Below are 21492 nucleotides of genomic sequence, written 5' to 3' on the forward strand. Positions count from 1 at the left end.
GTCGCCGCCACGGAGCAACACCATGGACGAACTCCAATACCTCGCGCACGGCTTCGCGGCCGTCACCACCTGGCAGAACACGGGGCTGATGCTCACGGGCATCCTGCTGGGCATCGTGGTCGGCGTGCTGCCGGGCCTGGGCGGCCCCAACGGCGTGGCCATCCTGCTGCCGCTGACCTTCGGCATGTCGCCCACCTCGGCCATCATCCTGCTGTCGTGCATCTACTGGGGGGCGCTGTTCGGCGGCGCCATCACCTCGGTGCTGTTCAACATCCCGGGCGAGGCCTGGTCGGTGGCCACCACCTTCGACGGCTATCCCATGGCCCAGCAGGGCCACGCGGGGGCCGCGCTGACCACGGCCTTCACGGGCTCGTTCATCGGCGCCATCTCGGGCGTGATGCTGATCACCTTCCTGGCGCCGGTCGTGGCCTCGTTCGCGCTGCAGTTCGGGCCGCCGGAGTTCTTTGCGGTCTTCTTCCTGACGTTCTGCTCCTTCATCGGCATGGGCAAGGAGCCCAAGGCCAAGATCGTGGCCGCCATGGCCGTGGGCCTGCTGCTGGCGGCCGTGGGCATGGACACCATCTCGGGCGACCTGCGCATGACCTTCGGCTCCACGGAGCTGCTGCGCGGCTTTGATTTCCTGGTGGTGGTGATCGGCCTGTTCGGCATCAGCGAGATCCTGATGACCATCGAGGAAGGCCTGGCCTTCAAGGGCAAGAAGGCCTCCATCGACCTCAAGGTGGTGTTCAGGACCTGGGCCCGGCTGCCGCGCTACTGGCTGACCATGCTGCGCTCGGCACTGGTGGGCTGCTGGATGGGCGTGACGCCCGGCGGCGCCGTGGCGGCCAGCTTCATGGGCTACGGGCTGGCCAAGAAGTTCTCGCGCGACCCCGACAGCTTCGGCAAGGGCAACCCCGAAGGCGTGCTCGCCCCCGAGACCGCCGCCCACGCGGCCGGCACCTCGGCCCTGCTGCCCATGCTGGCCCTGGGCATTCCGGGCTCGGCCACGGCGGCCGTGCTGCTGGGCGGGCTGATGATCTGGGGGCTGCAGCCCGGCCCGCTGCTGTTCACCGAGCAAAAGGACTTCGTCTGGGGACTGATCGCCAGCATGTACCTGGGCAACATCGCCGGGCTGGTCATCGTCATGGCCACCGTGCCGCTGTTCGCCGCCATCCTGCGCGTGCCGTTTTCCATCGTCGCGCCCATGATCCTCATGGTCTGCGCCATCGGCGCCTTCACCGTGCACGGCAACGCCACCGACATCTGGCTCATGCTGGTCTTCGGCGTGGTTGGCTACGTGTTCAAGAAGCTGGACTATCCGCTGGCGCCCATGGTCCTGGCCATCGTGCTGGGCGACCGCATGGAAGACGCCTTCCGCCAGAGCATGCTCTCCAGCCAGGGCGAGCTGGGCATCTTCTGGCACAACGGCCTGTCGGGCACCATCACCACGCTGGCCCTGCTGATGCTGGTGTGGCCGCTGCTGGGCAAGTTGCGGGCGGTGGCGTTCGGGGCGAGGGTTGTGGCGGCTTGAGACGCTAATCCCTGTACCGCTTCTTGCGAAACGCCAGCCAGGCGGCAATGACGGTGAAGGCGATCACGATGGACACCACGATCCAGAAGCCGTGCTCGTGCTCTGCCAGGGGTATGCCGCCCACGTTCATGCCGAACAGGCCGGCCAGGATGTTGATGGGCAGGGCCAGCACGGTGACCACGGTCAGCACGAAGAGGCTGTTGCTGTTGTCCTCATTCACGGCGGCGGCCACTTCTTCCTGCAGCAGCTTGATGCGGTCCTGCAGGGTCTGCATGTCGCGCAGCATGAGCGAGAACTCCTCGCTGGCGGCGGCCAGGCCGCGGCGATCGTCCTCGCCCATCCAGGCGGGGGGCTGCTGCAGCAGGCGAAACAGCGCGGCCGGCTCGGGCGCCAGCAGGCGCTGCAGGCGCACCAGCAGCCGGCGCAGCCGGCCCAGGTGGGCGCGCGGATGGTGGTAGCGCTGCGCGATGATGGCGTCTTCTATGTCGTCCACGCGCGCCGTGGTCTCGCGCACCACCTTGACCAGCACGTCGGCCTGGGTGCGCATCAGGTGTTCCAGCAGCTCGGCCGTGCTGGCGGGGCTGTCGCCCTGGCGCACGCCGGCACGCAGCGCATCGACCGAGCGCAGGGGCTGGGTGCGCGCGGTGACGACCAGGCGCTCGTCCAGGCAGATCCACAGCGTGGCGATGTCGGCCGACTCGAAGTTGAACTCGAAATTCACATCGTTGAGCACGGCGACCAGGGAGTCATCGGAGCGCTCGATGCGCGTGGAGGCCAGGCCCTCGCGCAGCGTGGTGTAGAAGACTTCGGGCAGCGCGGCGTGGCGCTGCAGCCAGCGCAGGGACTGGGTATTGGCCAGGTTGAAGTGCAGCCACAGGAAGTCGCGCCGGCCCGGCTCGGTGAGCGGACGCTCTGCGCCCAGCCACTGCGCGGCCGACTGCGCCGTCATGGCCTCCACACGCCGCTGCGTGTCGCAGAAAAACCGCCAGCCGCAGATCAGGCCTGCGTCTTCATTGGCCTGGGCCAGGGGGGAGGCTGCGTCAGTCATGGATGGGTGGGGCACCTGCGGGGAGTGGCCTGCGCGGGCCGGACAAGTGCGGGATTCTTGGCCGCCTCCATGACAGAGGTGTGACAACTGTCACGGAGTCGTCATCCGATGTGCCTGCCCCCCCCAGTCGGGGGTGCGGGGCAGGCCTCAGCACATCACGACGTTCTCCAGCGTGAACGAGAACGGCGTGGACCCGGCGCCCGCACCGCCGCCTCGCATCACGATGTCGGCGCGCGAGATGCCCAGCAGGGAGATCTCGGTGTTGATGTCGCCCAGGATGGCCGAGTTCATGACCTGGCCCTGTTCGATCTGCGAGACCACCCCGATCCAGATGGTGGGCTTGAATTCGAACACGGCCTTTTGCTGGGGGGCAATCGCGGTCTTGACGGCCAGCAGCCGGCCGTCCTTGTAGCAACTGGCATTGATGGCGCCCCGGGGCAGCGAGTTGAGCACCTGCACTTCGTTGGAGCTTGCGCCATAGCCTGCGGGCGCCAGGCGATCGCCGCTGCTGCTCAGGGACAGCTGGAACTGCTGGCCGAACTGCGCCTCCAGCTGGGGCGTGTGGTTGCCATAGCTGTCGCTGGCACCGACCTGCAGGCCCAGCGGGAAGGTGAATGGGTGGTTGTCGCCTTGGCCGCAGTACTTGATGACCCGCCAGGCCACGGCCAGTTCCTCGAAATCGCTGGCCACGTTTTTCTGGAAGATGACGATCTGCGAGTTGTTTGCGTCGTTCGATTGATTGACGAAGTTGAGTTGAACGCCCATGCATCTCTCCTGATGGATCAAAAAAGCGCTGCGGCGCTTTCTGCTGCCCCGCCGTGCGGGCGCAAGCGCACTGTAGGGAACAACGATCCTTCAGAAAATTACGCCTGATTACATCCCGCCCCCTCCACCGGGAACGGCCCAGACCCGCCCGCCGCCTACGGCAAAGCGCTGGTGGCCAGGACCGGGCGGCAGGCTGGCCATGCCGGTGAAAAGGCCGAAGGCCGGCAGCAGGGTGAAGCCGGCATGGACGGCAAAGCACGGCAGGCGCAGCGCATCTCGCCCCGGGCCGCGCAGCACGACAGCGGGGTGGACATGGCCGGCCAGCACATGGCAGGCAGGAGCCTCCTGCGGGTAATGGCAGCCCGCGAATGGCCCCAGGCGCCAGGGTTCGTCCACCACGCCGATGCCCAGCGCGGACGGCGGGTCGCCCGCATGGCTGTCGTGGTTGCCACGCACCAGCACCACCTCCAGCGCCGCGTGGCGGAGTCGCCAGTCGGCCAGGGCGGCCAGCACGGACGGCGTGCGGGCCTGCGCGGCATGCAGGAAGTCGCCCAGAACGACCAGCCGGCGCACCGGCAGGCCCTGCAGCAGCGCTGACAGCCGTTCCAGGTTGCCCTGGGTGGTGCCGGCCGGCACGGGAATGCCGCGCGCGCGGAAGGTGGCGGCCTTGCCCAGGTGCAGGTCGGCAATGAACAGCGTGCCCTGGGCGGGCCACCACAGGGCGTGCTGGGCCAGCAGGTGGACGGGCTCGCCCGCCAGGAGGATGCCCAGGCTGCCGGCCAGGGCGTCGGAGAGAACAGGACTTGGCAACAGTGCGTGGCCTTTCAGGAGGGGCATGGTTTCACAGCAGCGGCAAGGGCCGCGAGGGTTTGCGTACACGGCGCTGGCTGCGCTGGCGGCTGGCCGCATCGGCCTCTGGGCCGTCCGGCGCGGACAGCGAAAAGTCCAGCGTGCGGCGCACGGCGGCCGTGGCCTGTTCCTCGGCCGCAGCCTGGGCCGGCCTGGCGGTCTTTGCGGCATGGCCTGCACTGGCCTTCTTGCGCGGGCGCAGCGGCGGATCGGGCGGCACGACATCCTGCACGCGCGGCTCGCTGACCGCGCCCGCAGTGTCTGCCGCCTCGTGCAGCTGGGCCAGCATGCGCGCGATGCGGTCGGCCAGGTGCTCGTTGGTGAGCTTTTCGCGAAAGCGCTCCACCATCAGCGGAAAGGCAAACGGGCTGGGACGGCGCAGCGCGCTCACCACCAGCGTCTGCGCCTGCATGCGGCGCAGCGCGGCCAGCAGCTGGGCGACATCGAGTTCCTGGCTCAGGACTTCCTCATCGGCCTGGCGCAGCAGCAGGTTCATGTCGTCGTACTTGCGAAAGACCTCGAAGAACAGCTGGGCCGAGGCCTGCAGCTGGCGCGCGCTGCGGCGCTCGCCCGGGTGGCTCTGGAAGATCAGGCCGGACACCCGCGCTATCTCGCGGAAGCGCCGCCTTGCCATCTCGGTGGCGTTGAGGCTGGCCAGCACTTCGTGCAGCAGGGCGTGGCGGGCGTCATCGCCCGCCAGGTGGACATCCTCGGCGGCCTGGTCCCAGTGGCGGTCGGCATTGGCGGTATTGCGCATGGCGCCCGCCTCCGTGGCAGAGACACGTCCGGGCGCCGCCACGGCCTGCACCGGCTCGGCGCGCAGCAGTTCGGGCAGCATGGCGGCCCAGTCACGCTCGGTGGCGCTCAGCAGCTCCAGCCCGTAGTCGTTGACGGCGATGGAGAAGGTGCCCGTCTCGCCCTGCGCGGCACGCCAGGCCAGCAGGCTGGCCAGCCCCGTATGGGCATGGCGGCCCGCAAAGGGGTAGAGGAACAGATGCCAGCCTTCGCGCGTGCGCAGGGTTTCGGCCAGCAGCGTGCCGGGCGTGGGCAGGGCCGACCAGCGCTGCTGCACCTCCAGCAGGGGGCGCACGCAGCGCAGCTCGGGCGAGTGGTAGTCGCCCGCTGCCGCCAGCGCCAATTGCTGCACCACGAAGTCGGCCAGCACGGTGGACAGCGGCATGCGCGCGCCCGCCCAGCGCGGCACGGTGGGCCGTGTTCTGGCGGCGCGGCGCACGTAGGCGGTCATGTCCTCGATGCGCACCAGCTCCAGCACCTGGCCCGCGAAGACAAAGGCATCGCCGGGCGACAGGCGCGACAGAAAGCTCTCTTCCATGCTGCCCAGCCGCGCGCCATGCAGGATCTGCACGCTCATGCTGGCGTCGCTGACGATGGTGCCGATGTTGGCGCGGTGCCTGCGCGCCAGCCGCGCATCAGGCATGCGCCAGATGCCCTCCGCGTCGGGCCGCACGCGCTGGTAGTCGGGATAGGCGGCCAGCGAGGGGCCGCCGCGGTGCACGAAGTCCAGGCACCACTGCCAGACCGCAGGCGCCAGCCCGGCGTAGGCGACGGTGCGGCGCACTTCGGCATACAGCTCATCGGGCACGAAGCCGCCGCCCAGGGCCACGGTGGCCAGGTGCTGCACCAGCACGTCCACGGGCTGGCGGGGGCTGGCACGCATTTCCACCTGCTGCGCGCGCACGGCGGCGCGGGCGGCGGCGGCCTCCACCAGCTCCAGGCTGTGCGTGGGCACCAGGGTGATGCGCGAGGGCCGGCCCGGCGCATGGCCCGAGCGGCCCGCGCGCTGCAGCAGCCGTGCAATGCCCTTGGCCGAGCCGATCTGCAGCACGCGCTCCACGGGCAGGAAGTCCACGCCCAGGTCCAGGCTGCTGGTGCAGACCACGGCCTTGAGCGTGCCGGCCTTGAGCCCGGCCTCCACCCATTCGCGCACACCCCGGTCCAGAGAGCCATGGTGTATGGCCAGCAGGCCGGCCCAGTCGGGCCGGGCCTCCAGCAGCGCCTTGTACCAGAGCTCCGCCTGCGAGCGCACGTTCACAAAGACCAGGGTGGAGCCCGCCGTGGCTTCGAGCTCGCGCACCACGGCCGGCAGCATGGCCAGGCCCAGGTGGCCGGCCCAGGAAAAGCGCTCGGGCCGATCGGGCAGCAAGGTGTCCACCACCAGGCGCTTGTCCACCTGGCCCTGGACCAGTACGCCGGGCCGCGGCTGGCCATGGTCGTCCAGGCCCAGCAGGGTCTGCATGGCTTCGTCCAGATTGCCCAGCGTGGCCGACATGCCCCAGACGCTCAGTTGCGGTCTCCAGCCGCGCAGCCGTGCCAGGGCCAGCTGCAGTTGCACGCCGCGCTTGTTGCCCAGCAGCTCGTGCCATTCATCGGCCACCACCAGGCGCACGGAGCCCAGCAGCTCGCGCGCATCGGCCCGCGCCAGCAGCAGGGACAGGCTCTCGGGCGTGGTGACCAGCACGGTGGGCAGCTGGCGCGACTGCGCGCTGCGCTCGGCGCTTCCCGTATCGCCCGTGCGTGCGCCCACGGTCCAGCGCGCCAGCGCGGGATGGTCCTGGGCCAGCGCCTGCAAGGGCGTCTGCAGCGCCTTGAGCGTGTCGGCCGCCAGGGCGCGCATGGGCGTGATCCACAGCACGGTCAGGGGTGCGGCGGCGGGTTTTCTCCTGCTGGGTGGGGCCTGGGCAGGGGCCTGGAGAGGGGCCTGTGCAGGCGCGTTGGAGGCCTGCGCAAAGGCCTGCAGCGCGCCCAGCCAGACCGCATAGGTCTTGCCTGCGCCCGTGGTGGCATGCAGCAGGCCGCTGTGGCCCTGGGCCAGCGCCTTCCACACGGCGCGCTGGAAGGCAAAGGGCTTCCAGCCCCGTGCGGCAAGCCAGGCGGTGGCGAGGGGGTGGGGGGAACGGGTGGCCATGGCGCGGTGCGTCAAGGGTGGGTCACGGGTCGGTCATTCATCGGTCACGGGTCGGAGTGCGGCAGCAGGGCGGCCAGCGTGTCGATGGAGTCGGCCTCCTGCACAGGCTTGTCCTCGCGCCAGCGCAGCATGCGCGGAAAGCGCACGGCAATACCGCTCTTGTGGCGTGCGCTGCGCGCAATGCCCTCGAAGCCCAGCTCGAACACCAGGGTGGGCCGCACGCTGCGCACGGGGCCGAAGCTCTCCACCGTGGTCTTGCGGATGACGGCGTCCACGCGCGCCATTTCTGCATCGGTCAGGCCCGAATAGGCCTTGGCGAAGGGCACGAGGGCGCGGCCCTCGGTGCCGGGCGGCGCGTTCCAGACGGCAAAGGTGTAGTCGCTGTAGAGGCTGGCGCGACGGCCGTGGCCGCGCTGTGCGTAGATGAGTACGGCGTCCACGCTCAGCGGATCGATCTTCCACTTCCACCACACGCCGCTGTCCTTGGTGCGGCCCACGCCGTAGGCGGCATCGCGGGCCTTGAGCATCATGCCCTCCACGCCCAGGGAACGGGCCTGCTCGCGCAGTTCGGCCAGGGCGGCCCAGCTGTCGCCTTGCAGCACGGGGCTGGCCAGCAGTGCCGGATGCGCCACGGCGGCCACCAGCTGCTCCAGCCTTGCGCGCCGTTCATGCTGGGGCAACGCGCGCAGGTCCTGACCGCCCTCCTCCAGCAGGTCATAGGCCAGCAGCACCACGGGCAGCTCGCGCAGCAGCTTGGGGCCCAGGGTCTTGCGGCCTATGCGCTTTTGCAGGTCGGCAAAGGGGCGCACATGGGCGGGCGCCTCGCCCTGCTGCGCGGCCCAGACGACGATCTCGCCGTCGATCACGGTGCCCGCAGGCAAGGCATCGCCCATGGCCTGCAGCTCGGGGAAGCGCTCGCTCACCAGTTCCTCGCCGCGCGACCAGATCCAGGTGCCCAGCGCGTCACCGCTGCCGCGCCGCACGATCTGGGCGCGTATGCCGTCCCATTTCCACTCCACCACCCATTGGGACGGCGGGCCGAGCACGGCGTCGAACTGCTCCAGCGGCAACTGCAGCGGATGGGCCAGGAAGAAGGGATAGGGGTGGCCCCGGGCTTCGCCCGCATGCGCGTCATCGCCTTCCTCCTCGCCTGCCACCAGCCGCAGGTAGTCGGCCGCCCCGGGCCGCGCGCCGATGTGGGTGTAGCCCATGAGCCGCTGGGCGATGCGCTTGGCATCCACCCCGCTGACGGCCGCCAGCGCCTGCGTGACCTGCAGCCGCGACACGCCGACCCGGAAGGCGCCGGTGATCAGCTTGAAGTAGACCAGCCGCTCATCGGCCGCCAGCCGCGCCCATTGCATGCGCAGCGTGTCCGCCAGCGCCTCGGGCGCCATGCCGCGCAGCGGCAGCAGGTGGTCCGTGACCCAGGCGGCCAGGCCCAGGTCGTGCGCGTCACCGGGTGGCGGCAGCAGCAGCGCAATGGTTTCGGCCAGGTCGCCCACGGCCTCGTAGCTTTCGTCGAACAGCCATTCGGGCAGGCCGGCAGCCTCGCGCGCCAGCTCCTTCAAGACCTTGGTGGGCACCAGCTGGCGCGGCTTGCCGCCGGCCAGGAAGTAGACGGCCCAGGCCGCATCGGCAGGCGCGGCGGCGCGCAGATAGGCCTGCAGCGCGGCCTGCTTGTCGCGGCTGGCGGTGCTGGCGTCCAGCGCGCGGTAGAGGGCGGCGAAATCCTTCATGGGGCGGGCGCCTCATCCGGTGCAGCCTGGGCGGCGGCAGCCTCGTCCTCATCGCCGTATTCGGTCTGGAAGGCTTGCGCATCCAGGCCCTGCTCGCGCAGCCAGCGCACCAGCACCGCCACGCTGCCGTGCGTGACGAAGACACGCTCGGCACCCGTGGCGCCTATGGCGTACTGCAGGCCGGGCCAGTCGGCATGGTCGGACATGACAAAGCCCCGGTCCACGCCACGGCGCCGGCGCGTGCCGCGCAGCTGCATCCAGCCGCTGGCAAAGGCGTCAGCATGGCCGGGAAACCGGCGCATCCACGGCGTGCCCTGCGCCGAAGGCGGCGCCAGCACCAGGGCGGTCTTGAGCAGTTGTGCATCCACGCCGGGGTCGGTCACGCGCAGCGTGGGCGGCAGGTCCACGCCCGCTGCGCGGTACACGGCATTGAGCGGCTCCACCGCGCCATGCACGACGATGGGGCCGATGCGGCGGTCCACCCCGTGCAGGATGCGCTGGGCCTTGCCGAAGGCATAGCACAGCAGCACCGAGGGCCGGCCCTGGGCCGCATTGGCTTGCCACCAGGCGTTGATGTCGGCCATGAGCTCGGGCTGGCGGGGCCAGCGGTAGATGGGCAGGCCGAAGGTGGATTCGGTGATGAAGGTGTCGCAGCGCACGGGCTCGAAGGGGGTGCAGGTGCCGTCGGCCTCCGTCTTGTAGTCGCCCGAGGCCACCCAGACCTGGCCGCCATGCTCCAGCCGCACCTGGGCCGATCCCAGCACATGGCCGGCCGGGTGCAGGGAGATGCGCACGCCGTGGTGATCGATGGCTTCGCCATACGGCAGGGTCTGCAGCGTGATGTCCGCGCCCAGCCGTGCGCGCAGCACGCCGGCGCTGTCTTCATGGGCCAGGTAATGGGCGTGGCCGGCGCGCGCGTGGTCGGAGTGGCCATGCGTGATCACGGCCCGGTCCACGGGCCGCCAGGGGTCGATGTAGAAGTCGCCGGCCGCGCAGTACAGGCCTTCGGGGCGGGCCACGATCAGGTCGGCGGCCATGCGGAAACGGGGAAAGCAGTGATCATGTCCCCATGCTAGTGGGGCGGTCGCCGCGCGCACGCTGGCCCGGAGCGCGGCAGGCTGTCAGCCTGCACCTACCCGCTCAACGAATGACCGCAACCGGGCCGCAGGGCCGGTCAAATCGGGGAAGATAGCGCCCTCTCATCCCACACACATCCACACGCCTTCATGAACAACTCCGTCGTACGCATGTCCAATCTCTTCCTGCAGCTGGGCCTGGATGCCAGTGACCAGGCCATTGCCGATTTCATCCGCGCGCACCAGCTGGCCGCCGATGTGGATGTGGTGGATGCGCCCTACTGGAGCGATGCGCAGCGCCAGTTCCTGGCCGAGCAGCTCAAGGCCGATGCGTCGTGGTCCATCGTCGTGGACCAGCTCAGCGAGTCGCTGCACGAAGACGCGGTCAGGCAGCGCGCTGCCCGATAGCACGGGCAGTCAGGCCGCCAGCGGCTCGGGCACCGTGATGTCCACGCTGTGGCGGCCGTCCACGCTGGTGGCCACGGTGCCGGTCACGGTGACGCGGCGCACCACGCGGTGGGCATCTCCGTAGTCGTTGATGGCGTAGTGCTGCGTGGCGCGGTTGTCCCAGATGGCCACGCGCCCTGCGCCCACTGCCAGCGCACGGTGTTCTCCAGCCGGATGATGCGTTCGTTGAACAGCTGCAGCAGCGCCGTCGATTCATTGGCGCGCAGGCCCTTGATGCGCTTGGCGAAGTGGCCCAGCAGCAGCGCCTTCTCTCCGGTCTCGGGGTGCACATGCACCAGCGGCTGCTCCGACTCGATGGTCTTGCGCGTGAACACCTTGCGGTAGCTGGCGCGGCCTGCGGTCTCGGTCTGGCTGGCCGCGTTCTGGCGGAAGTTCTCGGCGTAGTCGTAGTCGTTGCCATGCACGGCCCACAGCTGCTCGGCCAGTTGCCTGAGCGGCTCGGGCAGGCCCTCATAGGCGGCCACGGTATTGGCCCAGACGGTGTCGCCGCCATGGCCGGGCAGCGTGACGGCGCGCAGCACGCAGACCTTGGGAAAGGCCGCCTTGAAGGTGACGTCGGTATGCCAGGAATCGGCGCGGCCGCCATGCTGGGAATTGAGCTCCAGAAAGGCCGTGCCGTCCGGGGCAGGCACGGTGGGGTGCGATTCGATCTCGCCGAACAGCCGCCCAAAGGCCTGGTGCGATGCATCCGTCAGATGGTGCTGGCCCCGGAAGAACAGCACGCGGTGGCGCAGCAGGGCCGCATGGATCTGCGTGAACTGTTCGGCCGCCAGCTCGCCCGACAGCCTGGCGCCGTGGACCACGGCGCCTATGCGGCCGGACAGGGGCTGGATCTGCAGCGGCTGTTGCGGGTCCTGCTCCAGGTCTTGGGCCACGGTGCTCAGGTGGCTGGCTTCGGTGACAGCGTTCACGGCGTCTCTCCTCAGTGCTTGCATGGGTGGGAAGCCCTCATGCTAGGAACCGCCGTGCCACGCCACAACGAAGCTTTTGGCGCATGGTTATGCGCAAGAGAAGTGCATGCCAACCAGGACCGTGCGCGTCACAAAACTGCAACAAGGAAAACGTAACATTCCTTAACAATTTTGCGATGTGCCTTCCATGGATGAGTCCCGCGCCTACCTGAGCGATTCCAGGCCACGTTTCCGCCCACCCAGCGCAGCGGACCTGTGTACCCCCGTTCCCTGCATGACCGCCGACGAGACCAACGAGAAGGTGCTCGAGGTCTTCACGCGCCACCGGGACCTGATCAGCCTGCCCGTGGTGGAGGGCAACCGCCCCATCGGCCTGATCAACCGCAGCATCTTCCTGTCCCAGTTCAGCAAGCCGTTTCGCATGGAGCTGTACGGCAAGAAGAGCTGCATCGCCTTCATGGACAAGGAGCCGCTGGTGGTCGATGCCTCCACCGACATAGACACCCTGACCGTGAAGACCGTGGAGTACGGCGAAAAGGCGCTGACCGATGGCTTCATCATCACGCGCGACGGCCTGTTCGCGGGCGTGGGCAACGGTCTGCAGCTGATGCGCGCGGTGGCGGACATGCAGGTGGCGCGCAACCGCCAGATCATGCACAGCATCGAGTACGCCAGCGTGATCCAGCAGTCGCTGCTGCGCAGCTCGCGCGAGGCCCTGGCACGCGCCTGCCCCGGCGCCGACCTGGTCTGGGAGCCGCGCGATGTGGTCGGCGGCGACTTCTACCAGTTCAGCCAGGACGGCGATGGCTGGTTTGCCACCGTGGCCGATTGCACGGGCCACGGCGTGCCCGGCGCCTTCATGACGCTGATCGCCACCAGCAGCCTGAGCCAGGCCATCAAGGAGCACGGCCCGCGCGACCCGGCCGCGCTGCTGGGCCATGTGAACCGCAGCGTCAAGCAGATGCTGGGCCAGCTCGATGGCAAGGATGGCACGCCCGGCTCCGACGACGGGCTGGACGCGGCCTGCTTCTGGTTCGAGACCGCGCGCCGGCGCCTGCGCTTTGCAGGCGCGCGCCTTGCGCTGTTCGTGCTGCGCCCCGGCGCCGAGGCGGTGGAGGTGCTCGATGGCCAGCGCAAGGGCGTGGGCTATGTGGACAGCGAGTTCGACTTCGCCTGGAACAACATCGACCTGGAGCTGCCCGCCGCCGCCCTGGTCTTCATCACCACCGACGGCCTGATCGACCAGGTCGGCGGCCCGCGCGGCATCACCTTCGGCAAGAAGCGCGTGCGCGAGCTGCTGCTGGAGCAGGCCGGCCGCACGCCCGCCGAGATCAACCGCGCCCTGCTGGCCGCCCTGCAGGCCTGGCAGGGCGAACACCACCGCCGCGACGACCTGACCTTTTTCTGCTTCAGAACCTGAATGCCTCCCATGCCCTCCGCACAGATCGCCGACAAGTACGGCAGCTTCTTCCACCTGGCGCGCCAGCACCAGGTGATCTTCTACTACGTGGGCTACTTCTCGCAGAACATCGTCGCGGCCATGGCCGAGGCCGTGCGGCTGCAGCTGGAAGTGGCCGGCGTGCCGGGCCCCACGCGGCGCAAGCTGTTCTCGTCCTTCGTCGAGATGGCGCAGAACATCATCCATTACTCGGCCGATGCCCTGACCCCGCCCCACCAGGACGATGGCGAGCTGCGCCACGGCGCGGTCTGCATCCGCCGCGAGGACGACGGCAGCTTCGTGCTGCTGTGCGCCAACCCCATCGAGCCGGGCATGGGCGAGGCGCTGCGCGCCAAGCTCGACGCCCTGCGCAGCATGACGCTGGACGAGATCAAGAAGGCCTGCCGCCAGTCGCTGCGCGATGACGCGCCCGAAGGCAGCAAGGGCGCGGGCATGGGTTTCCTGACCCTGGCCCGCGATGCGCGCGAGCCGCTGCAGTTCGACTTCGATCCCGCCCAGACCGTGGACGGCCGGCCCGTCTTCTACCTGAAAGCCACGCTCTGAGCCGTCGCTCCGGCACCAGGCCTGGACAGGCCCGGCCCGCAGGCACGGACAACGCACCGAGATCACGCATGGACAACCTCTACATCGCACCGACTCCCAGTTCCCCGGAAGTGGACTTCCAGTTCGACACGCACACGCTGCACCTGCGTGGCGAGTCCTATCCCGAGAACGCCGCCGCCTTCTACGGCGGCATCCTGGCCCGCCTCAAGGACTACCTGGCCCAGCCGCAGCCGGCGCAGCAGCAGGCGCGCATCGAGGTGCACATCGCGCTGGCCTACTTCAACAGCTCCAGCACCAAGATGCTGTTCAACCTGATCGAGGCACTGAGCGGCGCCGCCGAGGCCGGCCGCCCCGTGACCCTGCACTGGTACCACGACGAGGAAGACGACACCATCTGCGAGTTTGGCGAGGAGCTGCGCGACGACTTTCCCGCCATCGCCTTCACCGGCCACCCCGTGAAGGCGGCGTGATGGAAACCGTGGCCGCTCCCGCGGACCTCTTCGATGCCGAGCACCAGGCCCTTTTGGCGGCCCGCGCCGCCCACGACCGGGGCGAAGAAGCCGGCGCCCAGGCCTGCCACCAGGCCCTGGGCGTGCTGCTGACCGCCTATGAGCGCCTGCTGCGCGAAACACGCCGGCTGGTGCGCCGCAGCGACCGGGCCGAGCTGGAGATGACCCAGCTCAACCAGCGCCTGCAGGAGCTGGCCGGCGAGCTGGAATACCGCGCCACGCACGACCCGCTGACCGGCGTGCTCAACCGCGCGGCCATCATCGAGCGCGTGAACCGCCACTTCACCCAGCAGGGGCTGGCCCTGATCGTGCTGGACATAGACCACTTCAAGCGCGTGAACGACAGCTTCGGCCACCCCGTGGGCGACAGCGTGATCCTGGGCGTGGTGCGCTGCCTCAAGGCGGCCGTGCCGGCCACGGCCCACATCGGCCGCGTGGGCGGCGAGGAATTCACCGTGCTGCTGCCCCAGCACGACAGCGACGGCGCCGTGTGCGTGGCCGAGCAGGTGCGGGCCGCCATCGAGGCCCATCCCTTCGGCCTGCCCGACGCCAGCTGCATCACGGCCAGCTTCGGCGTGAGCTGGCGCCCGAGCGGCGGCCGCTTCGACGACGCCTACAGCCTGGCCGACGAGGCGCTGTACGCCGCCAAGCGCAGCGGGCGCAACCAGGTCGTGCGCGCGGCAGACCATGCCACGGCCTGAGCGGCGCGGACACGGACAGGGCTGAGGCATGAGTTTCGTGATGCGCGCACGGGCGCCCAGGGCGCCCGCCCCTGCTTCCGCCCTCCTGCAGCCGGCTCTGCAGCCGCCCCCGCCATCGCCCGTGCCCGGGCCTGAATGGCGGGTGCTGATCGTGGACAGCGACCCCGACGTACACGCCGCCTTCCGCCTGGCGCTGGAAGGCCACACCCTGTTCGGCCGGCCGCTGGTGTTCCTCTACGCCCGCTCCGGCACGCAGGCGCGCAACCTGCTGCGCAGCGAGCAGGACCTGGCCGTGGTGGTGCTCGACGCCGTGACCGATGGCACGGGCGCCGGGCTGGACCTGGTGGACTTCATCCGCTACACGGCCGGCCTGCGCAACAGCCGCATCGTGCTGCGCACCGGCCGCCCGGGCCAGGCGCCCGATCTTGAAACCCTGCTGCGCTACGACATCAACGACTGCCGCACCAAGACCGAACTCACGCCCGACCGGCTGCTGGCCATCGTGGTGACCGCCGTGCGCTCCTACGAGCAGCTGTGCGCCATCGAGGCCAACCGCCGCAGCCTGGAGCTGATGGTGCGCTCCAGCGCCTCGCTGCTGGAGGAAACCAATCTGCACGCCTTCGCGCGGGGCGTGATCACCCAGCTGGCCACCTTGCTGGGCGTGGCCAGCGAAGGCCTGGTCTGCTCGGAGGGCACGCACCCGGCCGAGCCCTACCGCGTGCTCGCGGCCACGGGGCCATTCGCCCGGCTCATCGACCAGCCCATCGCCACCGTGCTGGCCTCGCGCGGGCTGCGCCTGCTGCGCCAGGCGCTGCAGGCGCGGCGCAACATCTACGGCGTGCAGCGCGGCGTGGCCCTGTACATAGGCCGGGGCGACGAGCAGGACATGGCCGTCTTCATCGACGCGCCAGCCTCGCACAGCGCACTGGACCGCCAGCTGCTCGAAGTCTTCTGCGCCAACCTGCGCACGCTGCTGCACAACCGCGGCCTGCTGGAGCGCCTGCACCAGTCCGCCTACTTCGACCCCCTGGTCTGCCTGCCCAACCGCGCCCACTTCGTGGAAAAAGTGGACGAATGCGTGTGGCGCGGCACGCGTGACCATGTGCTGGCCCTGGTGGATATCGACGACTTCAGCGCCACCAACGACGTGATGGGCCACCGCTTCGGCGACCGCCTGCTCGAAGCCATGGCCCGCCGCCTGGCCAGCGCGCTGCCCGCAGGCGTGCTGCTGGCGCGCGTGGGATCGGACACCTTCGGCATCCTGGGCCCCACCGACGAGGTGGCCCTGGCCCAGTTGCTGGACTGCGCCCGCCAGCCGCTGGCCGTGGACGGCGTGCCGCACAAGGTCTCGCTGACCTGCGGCTACGTGTACCTGCCCCATGAGCGCCAGGCCGGCACCGACCTGGTCAAGGACGCCACCATCGCCCTCAAGCGCGCCAAGCGGGATCACCGCGGCCAGCTGCTGGAGTACTCCGAGCAGATGGGCATGGAGGCGCGCGACCGCGCCCTGCTGCTGTCCGACCTGCGCGCCGCCATCGACGGCGCCCAGCTCTTCCTGGTCTACCAGCCCCAGGTGGACCTGGAAACCCATGCCCTGGTCGGCCTGGAGGCCCTGCTGCGCTGGCGCCGGCAGGACGGCAGCTTCGTGCCGCCCGACCGCTTCATTCCGGTGGCCGAGCATTCGGGCCTCATCGTGCCGCTGGGCCAATGGGTGCTGGCCACGGCCTGCCGCACCATGCGCGAACTGCTGGACGCCGGCCGCGCCCCCAGGCGCATGGCCGTCAATGTCTCCACCGTGCAGCTGCAGGACCCGGGCTTTCTGCAGACCGTGAGCAACGCCCTGGCAGAGCACGGCCTGCAGGGCGCGCAACTGGAGCTGGAGATCACCGAGTCGGTGGCCGTGCTGCCCACCCAGCTGCTGCAGGCCACGCTCAGCGCCCTGCGCACGCTGGGCGTGACCATTGCCATCGACGACTTCGGCACCGGCTACTCCTCGCTGAGCTACCTGGAGCGCCTGCCGCTGGACCGCATCAAGATCGACCGCAGCTTCGTGCGCCAGCTTGGCGAATCACAGGAGGCGCGCATCGCCGAAATGATCGCCCAACTGGGCCGCAAGCTCGGCCTGCAGGTCCTGGCCGAAGGCATAGAGGACGCCAGCGCCTGGCAGGCCCTGCGCGCCATGGGCTGCCAGGAGGGACAGGGCTATCACATTGCCCGGCCCATGGACAAGGCGCAGTTGCTGGGCTGGCTGGGCCAGCGCAATGAAGTGCCTCAGCGACAGCCTGGCACCTCTCAGCTCCCCTGAGGCGGCCAGGCCGCGCCCTGCCCCTGCCCTACCTGCACACCGCAGGAAACCCGTGCCGCCTGGCCGCCCACACCACGGCCAGCGATGCGCCCAGCAGCGCCAGCAGCACGGGCGTGAAGGCGCCCACGCCCATGCGCGCCAGCAGCAGGCCGCCCACGATGCCGCCGCCGGCAATCGCCATGTTCCAGGCCGTGACCAGCATGGACTGCGCCACGTCGGCGGCCTCGCCCGCCGTGTGGGCAATGGCGGTCTGCAGCAGCGTGGCGGCACCGCCAAAGGCCAGGCCCCAGACGGCCACCGCCGCATACACCAGGGCCGGCGCATCTGCGGCCACGCCCAGCATCAGCGTGGACAAAGCGAACAGCGCAATGCTGGCCAGCGTGAGCGCGCGCAGGTGGCGGTCGATCAGCACGCCGGTGATCCAGATGCCCAGCACGGAGGTGGCGCCGAACACCAGCAGCACCAGGTCCGTGCGCGCGGCCATGCCCGCCACCGCCAGGAAGGGCGCGATGTAGGTGTAGAGAATGTTGTGCGCCAGCACGAAGGCCAGCACCACGAACAGCACGGGGCGCACGCCCGCCAGGGTGAACACGCGCCGCAGCGGCAGGTGGCTGCCTGCCGCTTGCCCCGCAAAGTCGGGCAGGCGGGCGCGCACCCAGACCATGAGCGCCAGCGCCAGCACGCTCATGAGGCCGAAGCACAGCCGCCAGCCCACCCACTGGCCCAGCACGGTGCCGGCCGGCACGCCCAGCGACAGCGCCAGCGGCGTGCCCACCATGGCAATGGCGATGGCGCGGCCCTTGAGATGGCCGGGCACCATGCGTGCCGCGTAGCCGGCCAGCAGCGCCCAAAGCAGCCCGGCCGAGACCCCCGCCAGAAAGCGCGCCACCAGGGTCAGCGCAAAGTGCGTGGACAAGGCCGTGACCGTGTTGGCGACGACAAAGCCCGCGATCGCCGCCAGCAGCAGGGGGCGGCGGCGCATGCCCTGCGTGGCGGCCGTCAGCGGTATGGCGGCCACCAGGGAGCCTATGGCGTAGAGGGTGACGGTCTGGCCCACCCAGGCCTCGGTCACGGCCAGGCCCTGGGCCATCTGCGGCAGCAGGCCCGCCGGCAGCGCCTCGGTCAATATGGTGATGAAGGCCGCCATGGCCAGTGCCAGCAGGGAGGCAACGGGCAGGCGGTCCTGGCTTGTTCCGGTCATTGCGGCTCTCCCGAAGCCCCGTGGACCTCACAAACCCCGTAGACCGCGTCGCGCAAATCGTTGACGAAGCGCCCCGACATGCCCTCGTACAAGGTGTTGGTGAAGGCCACGACGCTGAGCTCCTGCGCCCGGTCCACGAACCAGGAATGCCCGTAGGCCCCGCCCCAGCGCCAGGTGCCCACCGACTCCGGCGATGCCGCCTGCGCCGCATCGCGCAGCACGGAAAAGCCCAGGCCAAAGCCGAAGCCCGGCGCATTGGGCAGGGCCAGCCCGCCGGTCTGGTCCCGCGCCATCTCGGCGACCAGGGCGTCGGGCAGCAGGGTGTTGCCGCCCTGGCGCAGGGCTTCCAGCAGCCGCAGGAAATCGCCTGCCGTCCCGGCCATGCCGGCGCCCCCGGAGGCAAAGGCCTGGGCGTCAAAGATGCGCGAAGGGCTGAAGGCAATGCCGATGCTCCCCTCGAAGGGCGACACGGTCTCGCCCTCGGCCAGCGGATGGGGCTGCGGCACATCGCTGACATAGGCCGTGGCCACGCGCTGTGCGGCCAGCGCATCGGTGACGGCAAAGCCGGTATCGGTCATGCCCAGCGGCCCGGTCACCAGCTCGCGCACGGCCTGGTCCAGCGGCCTGCCGTGCACCTGTTCAATGAGGGCGCCCAGCACATCGGTGGCCAGCGAGTAGCCCCACGCCGTGCCCGGCGCGTACAGCAGCGGCACGCTGGCGATGCGGCGCAGGTTCTCCGCCAGGCTGATGCCCGAGCCATCCATGCCGTCCGATACACCGGCCAGCGTATAAGGGCCCTGTGCATCGGCCTCGAAGAAGCGGTAGCCCAGCCCCGCCGTGTGGCTGAGAAGCTGCCGCACGGTGATGCGGGCGGGCCCGCCATCGGCCAGCCGGGGGCGGAACCGGGGCAGCCAGCGCTCCACCCCCTCGTCCAGCGCCAGCAGTCCCCGCGCCACCAGCACCAGCGCGGCAGCCGAGACGATGGGCTTGCTGGCCGAGGCCAGGCGAAACACCGCATCCACGGCCATGGGCAGCCCGCGCTCGCGGTCGGCCCAGCCCGCGGCCTGGCGGTGGACCAGCGCGCCGCCACGCGCCACCAGCACCACGGCGCCGACCAGGCGCTGCGCCTCAAGCGCCTGCCGGACCACGGCCTGGACGCGGTCGGACAGGGGCGAGTTCAACGGGGCTGCAGGCAGCGCAGTGGGCGCCGCAGGTGCTGAAGGCGCTGCAGAAAGGGCAATCGTCATGGGAATTCCCGGGATCAAATGAACAGGGTTCCGACGATAGAAAGCCCGCGATTAAAGAAAAAGTGGGGTAGATTTCCGGGCTATGCGGAGCTTTCTGTCCGCAATGAAGGAGTGGCCTTGGACAGCCTAAACGGTTTCCTGGTGTTCGTGCAGGTCGCCGAGACCCGCAGTTTCGTGGCGGCCGGCCGGCTGCTGGGAGTCTCGGCATCGGCCATAGGCAAGAGCGTGGCAAGGCTGGAGGACCGGCTGGGCGTGCGCCTGTTCCACCGCAGCACGCGCAGCATCACGCTGACGGCCGAGGGCGCGCTGTTCCTGGAGCGCAGCCGCCGCATCCTGGCTGAGATCGAGGCCGCGCAGCTGGAACTGTCGCAGGCCAGCACCGCGCCGCGCGGCCGGCTGCGGGTCAGCCTGCCCCTGGTCAGTTCGCTGGTGCTGCCGGTGCTGGGCGAGTTCATGCGGGCATATCCCGAGATCGAGCTGGACCTGGACTTCACCGACCAGCTGGTCGATGTGATCGAGGAAGGCTTCGATGCCGTGGTGCGCACGGGCGCGCCCGCCGACTCACGCCTGTCCGCTCGCCGGCTGGGCGACTTCCGCTACCTGCTGGTGGCCTCGCCCGGCTACCTGGCGCAGCGCGGCACGCCCCGGGTGCCCGAAGATCTGCTGCAGCACAGCTGCCTGCACTACCGCTATCCCCACAGCGGCAAGCTGGAGCCCTGGGTGCTGCGGCGCGCAGCGGGCGCGCCCGAGCTGCAGCTGCCCACCTCCATGATCTGCAACAACATCGAAACCCGGCTGTGCTTTGCGCTGCAGGGCCTGGGCATCGCCTACCTGCCGGAGTTCTCCATCCGCGAGCCGCTGGCCGACGGCCGGCTGCAGCCCGTGCTGGCGGACTGCATGGAGCACACCAATGTCTTCCACGTGCTGTGGCCCGCCAGCAAGCACCCTTCGCCCAAGCTGCGGGCGCTGGTGGACTTCCTGTGCGCGCGGGTGTTTCCGCAGCAGGCATGAGGTGCCCGGCGGCGTCCGAATGGGCGGGCCGCCTCACTCGTCGCCCGGCACTCCGTAGCTGGGCGCGGCCGTGGGATCGATGGCGCGCGTCTGGTAGTCCTGCATCTGCGGCGCGTAGGCGGCCCAGAGGCCTTGCAGCGCGCCGATGGGATCGTGCTCGGACCAGTCCACGCGCAGGTCCGCCATGGGCCAGCTGTGCTCGCCCGCCACCTTGAGCGCGGCCGAATGCACGGGCCCGGCCTCGCCGCCCGCGTCCATGGCGGCCCGCATGGCGGCCAGCAGGCGCTCGGCCAGCGGCAGGTCGGCGCTGCGCTCGAAGGCCGGCACCATGGCCTCGATGGTGCGTTCGCTGGCCAGCAGGTTGCCGGCCGCCACGCACTGCCGCCCCACGGCGCTGGTGAAGATGCCCAGGGCCTGGCTGCCGCTGAAGACGCCGGTGCGGCCCTGCGCGTCCACCACGGTGACCTGGCGGTACTGGGGCCAGCTGCCGTCGTCCAGCGCCTGGCGCAGCGCGGCCTGGGGGTCGGCGCCCTGCTCCAGCAGGTCCAGCACGCGCGGGCCCAGGGCGGGCAGCGTGATGTTCTGCGTGGACACCACGCCCACGCCCGCGCGCACCCAGGGGCAGCGCGCGCCCACCGCAATGCTGGACGAGCTGATGGCCACGCCCAGCTGCCCGGTGCGCTCGCAGCGCCCCACAATCGAAAAAGTCATGGTTTCTGCCTCCTGCCTATTCGGCTGTGCCAGGTGCTTGCTGTGGTCGACGTTCAGGCGCTGGCCGGCGGCTGCCAGTCATCGGGGATGACCGCGATCACGTCGATCTCCATCAGCCACTGCGGCTGCCCCAGGGCCGAGATGCACAGCCCCGTGGAGATGGGAAACACGCCCTTGAGCCACTTGCCCACTTCCCGGTAGACAGGCTCGCGGTAGCGCGGGTCGATGATGTAGGTGGTGGTCTTGACGATGTGCGACAGGTCGCTGCCCGCTTCCTCCAGCAGCTGCTTGACGTTCTTCATCGCCTGCTCGGCCTGCTTTTGCGGATCGCCCAGGCCGACCAGATTGCCCTCGAAGTCGGTGCCGATCTGGCCGCGCACATAGACGGTGTTGCCGGCGCGCACGGCCTGGCACAGGTCGTTGTCCAGCGACTGGTTGGGATAGGTGTCCTTGGTGTTGAACATGCGGATGCGGGTATGGGTGGGCATGGTCTGG

At 69.9% G+C, this 21492-nt stretch carries 18 protein-coding genes and 1 pseudogene; 8 read left to right on the forward strand and 11 right to left on the reverse strand.

Annotated elements, in window-relative coordinates:
- The first annotated feature begins 22 nt into the window (after positions 1-22).
- Positions 23-1531 carry a tripartite tricarboxylate transporter permease gene (locus INR38_RS19575; protein WP_207443736.1) on the forward strand — a complete coding sequence of 503 codons (1509 nt, stop codon included), beginning with the start codon at positions 23-25 and terminating at the stop codon, positions 1529-1531.
- Positions 1532-1535: 4 nt separating this feature from the next.
- Here the strand turns inward: INR38_RS19575 and INR38_RS19580 are convergent, their stop codons facing one another.
- The 6 genes from INR38_RS19580 to INR38_RS19605 form a co-directional block, all read right to left on the reverse strand.
- A complete protein-coding gene (locus INR38_RS19580) occupies positions 1536-2579 on the reverse strand; it encodes a transporter (protein WP_012204892.1) in 1044 nt (347 codons plus the stop codon).
- Between the two features lie 147 nt (positions 2580-2726).
- On the reverse strand, positions 2727-3344 hold the full coding sequence (locus tag INR38_RS19585; RefSeq protein ID WP_013802965.1) for a hypothetical protein: 618 nt from the start codon (positions 3342-3344) through the stop codon (positions 2727-2729).
- 108 nt (positions 3345-3452) lie between these two features.
- A complete protein-coding gene (pdeM, locus tag INR38_RS19590) occupies positions 3453-4181 on the reverse strand; it encodes a ligase-associated DNA damage response endonuclease PdeM (protein WP_242699133.1) in 729 nt (242 codons plus the stop codon).
- 4 nt (positions 4182-4185) lie between these two features.
- Positions 4186-7119, reverse strand: coding sequence for a ligase-associated DNA damage response DEXH box helicase (locus INR38_RS19595; RefSeq protein ID WP_207443737.1), 2934 nt, complete (start codon positions 7117-7119; stop codon positions 4186-4188).
- A 44-nt stretch (positions 7120-7163) separates the two neighbouring features.
- Positions 7164-8855 carry an ATP-dependent DNA ligase gene (locus tag INR38_RS19600; RefSeq protein ID WP_207443738.1) on the reverse strand — a complete coding sequence of 564 codons (1692 nt, stop codon included), beginning with the start codon at positions 8853-8855 and terminating at the stop codon, positions 7164-7166.
- Positions 8852-9892, reverse strand: coding sequence for a ligase-associated DNA damage response exonuclease (locus INR38_RS19605; RefSeq protein WP_063326490.1), 1041 nt, complete (start codon positions 9890-9892; stop codon positions 8852-8854). Before INR38_RS19605 ends, INR38_RS19600 begins: the two co-directional genes overlap by 4 nt.
- 189 nt (positions 9893-10081) lie before the next feature.
- On the opposite strand from INR38_RS19605, the gene INR38_RS19610 reads away from it, so the two are divergent.
- Positions 10082-10339, forward strand: coding sequence for a DUF2789 domain-containing protein (locus INR38_RS19610; protein ID WP_012204886.1), 258 nt, complete (start codon positions 10082-10084; stop codon positions 10337-10339).
- A 9-nt stretch (positions 10340-10348) separates the two neighbouring features.
- Here INR38_RS19610 and INR38_RS19615 read toward each other — a convergent pair.
- Positions 10349-11310: pseudogene (locus INR38_RS19615) on the reverse strand (TauD/TfdA family dioxygenase).
- Between the two features lie 187 nt (positions 11311-11497).
- Here INR38_RS19615 and INR38_RS19620 point away from each other — a divergent pair.
- The 5 genes from INR38_RS19620 to INR38_RS19640 all read left to right on the forward strand — a co-directional run bounded on the left by INR38_RS19620 (position 11498) and on the right by INR38_RS19640 (position 16827).
- Positions 11498-12730: a SpoIIE family protein phosphatase gene (locus INR38_RS19620; protein WP_207443739.1), complete on the forward strand. Its 1233-nt coding sequence runs from the start codon at positions 11498-11500 to the stop codon at positions 12728-12730.
- A 9-nt stretch (positions 12731-12739) separates the two neighbouring features.
- Positions 12740-13312 (forward strand): SiaB family protein kinase, encoded by a 573-nt coding sequence (locus INR38_RS19625; RefSeq protein WP_013802972.1) that lies wholly within the window; start codon positions 12740-12742, stop codon positions 13310-13312.
- Positions 13313-13380: 68 nt separating this feature from the next.
- Positions 13381-13782, forward strand: a complete 402-nt coding sequence (locus INR38_RS19630) for a DUF1987 domain-containing protein (protein WP_207443740.1) — start codon at positions 13381-13383, stop codon at positions 13780-13782.
- Positions 13782-14522 carry a GGDEF domain-containing protein gene (locus INR38_RS19635; RefSeq protein WP_207443741.1) on the forward strand — a complete coding sequence of 247 codons (741 nt, stop codon included), beginning with the start codon at positions 13782-13784 and terminating at the stop codon, positions 14520-14522. Before INR38_RS19630 ends, INR38_RS19635 begins: the two co-directional genes overlap by 1 nt.
- A 28-nt stretch (positions 14523-14550) precedes the next feature.
- Positions 14551-16827, forward strand: a complete 2277-nt coding sequence (locus tag INR38_RS19640; RefSeq protein ID WP_207443742.1) for an EAL domain-containing protein — start codon at positions 14551-14553, stop codon at positions 16825-16827.
- A 28-nt stretch (positions 16828-16855) separates the two neighbouring features.
- On the opposite strand, the gene INR38_RS19645 is transcribed toward INR38_RS19640, so the two are convergent.
- Both INR38_RS19645 and INR38_RS19650 read right to left on the reverse strand, forming a co-directional pair.
- Complete coding sequence (locus INR38_RS19645) at positions 16856-18028, reverse strand: MFS transporter (RefSeq protein ID WP_207443743.1); 1173 nt, start codon at positions 18026-18028, stop codon at positions 16856-16858.
- Positions 18025-19275 (reverse strand): serine hydrolase domain-containing protein, encoded by a 1251-nt coding sequence (locus tag INR38_RS19650; RefSeq protein WP_207443744.1) that lies wholly within the window; start codon positions 19273-19275, stop codon positions 18025-18027. Before INR38_RS19650 ends, INR38_RS19645 begins: the two co-directional genes overlap by 4 nt.
- A gap of 117 nt (positions 19276-19392) precedes the next feature.
- On the opposite strand from INR38_RS19650, the gene INR38_RS19655 reads away from it, so the two are divergent.
- Positions 19393-20286, forward strand: coding sequence for a LysR family transcriptional regulator (locus tag INR38_RS19655; RefSeq protein ID WP_207443745.1), 894 nt, complete (start codon positions 19393-19395; stop codon positions 20284-20286).
- 33 nt (positions 20287-20319) lie between these two features.
- Here INR38_RS19655 and INR38_RS19660 read toward each other — a convergent pair whose 3' ends face one another.
- Both INR38_RS19660 and INR38_RS19665 read right to left on the reverse strand, forming a co-directional pair.
- The gene (locus INR38_RS19660; RefSeq protein ID WP_207443746.1) at positions 20320-20997 is read right to left on the reverse strand and encodes a DUF1028 domain-containing protein; all 678 of its coding nucleotides are present in this window, start codon (positions 20995-20997) and stop codon (positions 20320-20322) included.
- A gap of 53 nt (positions 20998-21050) precedes the next feature.
- On the reverse strand, positions 21051-21485 hold the full coding sequence (locus tag INR38_RS19665) for a RidA family protein (protein WP_012204875.1): 435 nt from the start codon (positions 21483-21485) through the stop codon (positions 21051-21053).
- Between the last annotated feature and the right edge of the window lie 7 nt (positions 21486-21492).

Origin of the sequence: Delftia sp. SD018, assembly GCF_017355445.1 — a bacterium.
Lineage (GTDB): Bacteria > Pseudomonadota > Gammaproteobacteria > Burkholderiales > Burkholderiaceae_C > Comamonas > Comamonas acidovorans.

Coding starts and splice junctions, on each gene's coding strand:
- INR38_RS19575 (WP_207443736.1), top strand. CDS start 23: ATGGACGAACTCCAATACCTCGCGCACGGCTTCGCGGCCGTCACCACC.
- INR38_RS19645 (WP_207443743.1), bottom strand. CDS start 18,028: ATGACCGGAACAAGCCAGGACCGCCTGCCCGTTGCCTCCCTGCTGGCA.
- pdeM (WP_242699133.1), bottom strand. CDS start 4,181: ATGCCCCTCCTGAAAGGCCACGCACTGTTGCCAAGTCCTGTTCTCTCC.
- INR38_RS19600 (WP_207443738.1), bottom strand. CDS start 8,855: ATGAAGGATTTCGCCGCCCTCTACCGCGCGCTGGACGCCAGCACCGCC.
- INR38_RS19640 (WP_207443742.1), top strand. CDS start 14,551: ATGAGTTTCGTGATGCGCGCACGGGCGCCCAGGGCGCCCGCCCCTGCT.
- INR38_RS19585 (WP_013802965.1), bottom strand. CDS start 3,344: ATGGGCGTTCAACTCAACTTCGTCAATCAATCGAACGACGCAAACAAC.
- INR38_RS19625 (WP_013802972.1), top strand. CDS start 12,740: ATGCCCTCCGCACAGATCGCCGACAAGTACGGCAGCTTCTTCCACCTG.
- INR38_RS19605 (WP_063326490.1), bottom strand. CDS start 9,892: ATGGCCGCCGACCTGATCGTGGCCCGCCCCGAAGGCCTGTACTGCGCG.
- INR38_RS19620 (WP_207443739.1), top strand. CDS start 11,498: ATGGATGAGTCCCGCGCCTACCTGAGCGATTCCAGGCCACGTTTCCGC.
- INR38_RS19635 (WP_207443741.1), top strand. CDS start 13,782: ATGGAAACCGTGGCCGCTCCCGCGGACCTCTTCGATGCCGAGCACCAG.
- INR38_RS19665 (WP_012204875.1), bottom strand. CDS start 21,485: ATGCCCACCCATACCCGCATCCGCATGTTCAACACCAAGGACACCTAT.
- INR38_RS19650 (WP_207443744.1), bottom strand. CDS start 19,275: ATGACGATTGCCCTTTCTGCAGCGCCTTCAGCACCTGCGGCGCCCACT.
- INR38_RS19630 (WP_207443740.1), top strand. CDS start 13,381: ATGGACAACCTCTACATCGCACCGACTCCCAGTTCCCCGGAAGTGGAC.
- INR38_RS19610 (WP_012204886.1), top strand. CDS start 10,082: ATGAACAACTCCGTCGTACGCATGTCCAATCTCTTCCTGCAGCTGGGC.
- INR38_RS19595 (WP_207443737.1), bottom strand. CDS start 7,119: ATGGCCACCCGTTCCCCCCACCCCCTCGCCACCGCCTGGCTTGCCGCA.
- INR38_RS19580 (WP_012204892.1), bottom strand. CDS start 2,579: ATGACTGACGCAGCCTCCCCCCTGGCCCAGGCCAATGAAGACGCAGGC.
- INR38_RS19660 (WP_207443746.1), bottom strand. CDS start 20,997: ATGACTTTTTCGATTGTGGGGCGCTGCGAGCGCACCGGGCAGCTGGGC.